Source organism: Rhizorhabdus sp. (assembly GCF_018006725.1).
Classification (GTDB): Bacteria; Pseudomonadota; Alphaproteobacteria; order Sphingomonadales; family Sphingomonadaceae; genus Rhizorhabdus.
Genome location: NZ_JAGMXV010000305.1, coordinates 1 through 4,829, shown reverse-complemented (window position 1 = coordinate 4,829; position 4,829 = coordinate 1). Strand labels below are relative to the sequence as shown.

At 64.4% G+C, this 4,829-nt stretch carries 6 protein-coding genes; 3 read left to right on the top strand and 3 right to left on the bottom strand.

Annotated elements, in window-relative coordinates:
* On the top strand, positions 1–1,029 hold a 1,029-nt coding region (locus KAY22_RS24635; protein ID WP_296625767.1), incomplete at its 5' end, for a nucleotide disphospho-sugar-binding domain-containing protein.
* A gap of 77 nt (positions 1,030–1,106) precedes the next feature.
* A complete protein-coding gene (locus tag KAY22_RS24630) occupies positions 1,107–1,922 on the top strand; it encodes an arylamine N-acetyltransferase (protein WP_296625766.1) in 816 nt (271 codons plus the stop codon).
* A gap of 98 nt (positions 1,923–2,020) precedes the next feature.
* On the opposite strand, the gene KAY22_RS24625 is transcribed toward KAY22_RS24630, so the two are convergent.
* The 3 genes from KAY22_RS24625 to KAY22_RS24615 all read right to left on the bottom strand — a co-directional run bounded on the left by KAY22_RS24625 (position 2,021) and on the right by KAY22_RS24615 (position 4,018).
* Positions 2,021–2,800 carry a response regulator transcription factor gene (locus KAY22_RS24625; RefSeq protein WP_296398009.1) on the bottom strand — a complete coding sequence of 260 codons (780 nt, stop codon included), beginning with the start codon at positions 2,798–2,800 and terminating at the stop codon, positions 2,021–2,023.
* Positions 2,801–3,165: 365 nt separating this feature from the next.
* Complete coding sequence (locus KAY22_RS24620) at positions 3,166–3,678, bottom strand: SRPBCC family protein (protein ID WP_296398011.1); 513 nt, start codon at positions 3,676–3,678, stop codon at positions 3,166–3,168.
* A complete protein-coding gene (locus KAY22_RS24615) occupies positions 3,671–4,018 on the bottom strand; it encodes a metalloregulator ArsR/SmtB family transcription factor (protein WP_296398013.1) in 348 nt (115 codons plus the stop codon). The genes KAY22_RS24620 and KAY22_RS24615 overlap by 8 nt, the downstream gene beginning before the upstream one ends.
* Before the next feature lie 198 nt (positions 4,019–4,216).
* Here KAY22_RS24615 and KAY22_RS24610 point away from each other — a divergent pair.
* Positions 4,217–4,829 (top strand): enoyl-CoA hydratase/isomerase family protein (locus KAY22_RS24610; RefSeq protein WP_296625765.1); only part of this gene is annotated, 613 nt, incomplete at its 3' end.

Sequence of the window (4,829 nt, the reverse complement as noted above, 5' to 3'; positions counted from 1 at the left end):
GCGCAATCCTATGCCGAGGATATTATCGAGGCACTGGCACGGGAGCCGTCCGATCTTCTTCTGGGCTCGGATCTACTGTTCGGCAGCATGCTTGCCGGCGAGGTCGCGAAGGTGCCGACGGCCCTGCTCGCCAGCAACATCTCGCTCTGGCCTCTTCCCGGACATCCGCCGTTCGGTCCGGGCTTTCAGCCCGCCCGGTCGGCAGCGGACAGAGCGCGCGACGCCGAGGCTTCCGCCATGGCCGAGCAGGCATGGGACGGCTTCCTGCCCGGCCTCAACGCCGCCCGCGCTCACTTCGGCGCTGCGCCGCTGGCCCATGTCCACGAACAGCCCTTGCGCGCCGGCCGTCATCTTCTTGCCACCAGCCGCAGCTTCGACTTTCCCACCGAGCACCTGCCGGACCGCGTGCGCTATGTCGGGCCGCTGCTGGAGCTGCCGAGCTGGGCCCACGACCGCTGGACGAGTCCGCCATCGCGCGAGACACAGCCACGCGAGACACGGCCACTCGTGCTCGTATCGTTCAGCACCACCGATCAAGGGCAGGCCGACCTGCTGCAACGGGTGATCTCCGGTTTGGCGAGAGAGCCGATCGAGGTGGTCGTCACTCTCGGCAAGGCACTCGAGGGGCTTCGCCTTCGGTCGTCGACGAATACCACCATTCTTCCCCATGCAGCGCATGACGACATCCTGGCCAAGGCCCGCGCCGTCGTTACCCACGGCGGGCACGGCACGGTCATGCGATCGCTGCGCCACGGCGTCCCCCTCGTCGTCCTTCCGATGGGCCGCGATCAGAACGATAACGCCGCGCGCGTGGACTATCACGGCGCAGGCTTGCGCCTCGACCCTTCGGCTTCTCCCCAAATGCTCGTCGAGGCCGTGCGGCACGTCGTTTCAGAGCCGCGCTTCGCCGACCGCGCGATGGCTCTCGGGCGAGCCATTGCCGAGGAAGGTCCGGGACCTGCTCGGCTCGTGGCGGAAATCGAGGACTTCGCACTGGGGTCTTCGGAAAGAGCTCTGTCCGCCGCGTGATCGACACTCGCCGCAGGAAACCCAAGGAAGCCCAAGGAAGCCCAATGATGATGCACGCCTCTTCAAGCGATAGTGGAATGACCCTGACATCTGGCCAACTCGACGCCTATCTCGCAAGGATCGAGGTGGACCGGCCGGTCTCTCTCGATGTCGTCAGCCTGTCGAGGCTTCACCGCGCCCATCTCATGGCCTTCACCTGGGAGGCGCTGGACGCTTTCATGGGATGGCCGTCCTCGATCGCGCCGGCCGTCGCCTTCGCCAAGATGGTGGAAGGCCAGCGCGGCGGCTGGTGCTACGAAATGAACGGTCTGTTCGGCGCAGCCCTCGCCGCGCTCGGTTTCCGCGTCACCCGCCTGTGCGGCGGCGTCGATCGTGAAACGATGGGCGACATCGCCATCGGCAACCATCTCACGCTGCGTATCGACCTCGACCGGCCGTACCTTGCCGAGGTCGGCCTGGCGGACGCCATCGTCGACCCCGTGCCGCTTGCCGTCGGGCCGATCAGCCAGCGCGGCTTCGATTTTTCGATCGCGTCGACGGATGACGGCTGGCTGCGCTTCAACAATCATGCGAAGGGCATCGCACACAGCTTCGATTTCCGGCCCGATCACTGCGACGAGGCCGCCATTGCCGCGACGCTCGGTTGGCTGACGCAGGATCCCGGCTCGCCGTTCACGAACGCGCTGGCGATCCTGCGACATACCGCGGACGGCTATGTCGCCCTGAAGAACGATTGCCTGCGCAAGGTGACGCCAGACAGCGTCAACGAACAACGCATCACGAGCGCGGATCATCTCGCGGACACGTTCGAGACGATCTTCAAGCTCGACATTCCCAAGTCCGGCGACGTCTGGGAAAAAATCCAGACGATCGGCCGCGACGAGGTCGCCTGAGTGGGGCAGGTCGAGCCCTTCGACCGGTGGCAAAGGGCTCGACGCAATCGTCTGTCTTGCGCGTCAATGCACCATGAGCTTGTGCGCCGTGGAACCTGTCAGTCCCGAGCCCAGATGTAGCCGAAGGCCGTGTAGTTCTGGATCCGGTCGAACGCCGGATCGCACTCTTCGAACTTGCGGCGGACACGCTTGATGGCGGATCGAACGTTGGTCCTGTAGCCATTCGCGCCACACCCGGCGACGAAGCCGCGATAGTGCATCGCGTCGTAGATCTCGCGATAGGTCATGTGCTGCCCCACATTGCCGGCCAGCAGGTTGACGATCTTGAACTCCCCCACCGTGAGATGGACATCGGCGCCGTTCCAGAAGGCCCGGCTGATGTGCGGCTTGAGCATGAGGCTGCCGACCTCCACGACCTTGTCCCGCCGTGACTCCGGCACCTTGGCGTAGGCGACAACACGAAGCCGGTGCACCAGGATGGCGATGCCGCGCGACTTGTCGATGTAGTCGATGGCGCCATGCTCGAAGGCGAGCCTCTCGTTGCCGGTCAGCGACCTGTGGGTCAGGAAGACGATCGGCAGGTCGACGCCCAGGCGATTCAACTGCTGCATCAGCTCGAGGCCCGGATTGCCGGGCACCCCCCAGTCGAGAACGATGAGATCTGCAGAGCACAGCGAGTCCAGAGCGGCCAGGACGGACGCGGCATCCGAATAAGTCGTTACGGCAAATCCCTGTTCGGACAGTTCATTCGACAGCAGGTTGCGAAAATCATCGTCGCCATCGACCACGACGACACGGATTTCCGCCGCCGGCGTGCCGCTCATCAGAAGTGCCGGCACCTTTGCGGCAGAGTCCACCATACTGATCGCTGACTGCATTACGCGTACTCCTCATCAAATCGCCGATCCCACAGGTCGTCGATTGCCTTCTCACTGCAATAAGATGAGGCGTTGAGGTGCCGTTCTACCGGATCGCAGCCTGATTGGCGGCAGTCCGGTGGCGACACGCGCGATCCCACGCAAGAACGTGGTCACGTGCAAATGGGCTCGTAGGAACCCAAGATCCCCTGCAAAAACGCCGAGATAGCTCATCTCCAAAGCTTCCGAGACACCCCTGCCTCGTTGCCAGCGCCTATGCAAAGCCCCTTCCCGCCTTCTATTTAATTGCAGTCTCGCAGAAATAAAAGCGGAAACATTGGGGCGGATCGAGGAAGCTGTGCAGAACGCCCGGCGCCGTCGCGGGCCTACGATTTGCGCGTGGCCGGGTGGCTGGCGAGGTGATCGGCAAGCTTGTCGAGCGTCTGGCCCCCGAATTCGACGGCGCCGAAGCCGATGGCCCCCTCGCGCTGGGCACGTGTCGGATGCATCTGGCGCAAGGTGAGGACCGTCTTTCCGTCCGATTGCACGTCGAACGTGACCAGCATTCGAAACTTGCCCGGGTCGTCGTCCTTGTCGGAGCCGTGATCGACCTCGATCAGACGTGGCCGATCGATGCGCAGGAAGGACATTCGATTGTCGTAGCGGGTGCCGTCGGCGCCGACCATGTCGAACCGCCACGTGCCGCCCGCGCGAACGTCGATCTCGTGCGTCTTGATCGTCATGCCCTTGGGGCCGAACCACGCCGCGAGCTGCTCGGGGTCGGTCCACGCATCGAAGACTCTCTCGCGCGGCGCATCGATGACGCGGGCCAGGACGATTTCACGATCGAGCGGCCAGGCGGCCCATGCCGATTCCGTCCGCGGGGATTTGTCAGTCATCTCGTCGGGTATCCTTCCTTTTGCGGGCGAGGTGGGCTTCCAGCCGATCGAGCCGGCCTTCCCACGTCGCGATGTGGGTGCGCAGCCAACCATCGGTGCTCCGAAGCGCCCCCGGGGTGAGCGAGCATGTTCGAACGCGCCCCGATTTTGCCGACGAGACGAGGCCGCCGCGTTCGAGCACGCGAATGTGCTTCAGCAGAGTCGGCAGCCCGATCTCGAAAGGCTCGGCGAGCTCGCCGACCGTGGCGTCTCCGTTGCACAGGCGAGCGACGATCGCGCGCCTGGTCGGATCGGCCAGAGCCGCGAACGCAACGTTCAGGCGCTCCTCAAAGTTTGCCATATGGCAAACTAATTCGAGAGATGCGTCGGGGTCAATATTAGTTTTCCAATCGGCAAACCGTTTTCAAGGGAGGTCCCGACAGTCCTCAAATTCGCAGGGAGATTGCAGCGCAAAGGCCTCGCTCGCGCTGGCCGGCATCCGGCGATAGGCTCCCGCCTCGATCTTTCCGCCCGATTTTCTTCCGTGAGGAGCAGCAGCATGGCCGTCGTCGAAACCGAAACCCACGGACAGATCCTCGTCGTCCGCATGAACCGGCCGGATCGGCTGAACGCCCTCAATCACGAGATGCGCACCGAGCTGTCCAAGGTCTGGAACGAGTTCCGCCACAGCAAGAAGCTCGAAGTCGCGATCTTCACCGGCGCCGGCCGCGGCTTCTGCGCCGGCGAGGATATGAAGGAGTCGCTGAAGGACGGCGCGCCCGGCGGACGGCGCCCCGAGATCGAGGACCCGTTCATGGCGGGCACGCTCGAGAAGCCGGTCATCGCCGCCATCAACGGCTTCGCCATGGGCGGTGGCTTCATGCTGGTGGAACGCACCGACCTGCGCGTGGCCGTGCGCGAGGCCGTCTTCGAGGTCTCCGAGGCCAAGCGCTGGCTGCTGGGCGGCTACAATCACGGCCACATCGCCAACCTGCCCTATCCCGTGGCCATGGAAATGGCGCTGGGCTTCCGCTTCACCGCGCAGCGCTTCCACGAGATCGGCTTCGTGAACCGGCTGGTCGACGCCGCCGAGCTGATGCCGACGGCGATAGGCATGGCCGAGCATCTGCTGACCCTGCCGCCGGCCTCGCGGGTCAACACCGTCCATATGA

Bases quoted from the DNA above. Each gene is read 5' to 3' on its own strand.
- KAY22_RS24630 (WP_296625766.1), top strand. From the start codon at position 1,107: ATGACCCTGACATCTGGCCAACTCGACGCCTATCTCGCAAGGATCGAG.
- KAY22_RS24625 (WP_296398009.1), bottom strand. From the start codon at position 2,800: ATGCAGTCAGCGATCAGTATGGTGGACTCTGCCGCAAAGGTGCCGGCA.
- KAY22_RS24620 (WP_296398011.1), bottom strand. From the start codon at position 3,678: ATGACTGACAAATCCCCGCGGACGGAATCGGCATGGGCCGCCTGGCCG.
- KAY22_RS24615 (WP_296398013.1), bottom strand. From the start codon at position 4,018: ATGGCAAACTTTGAGGAGCGCCTGAACGTTGCGTTCGCGGCTCTGGCC.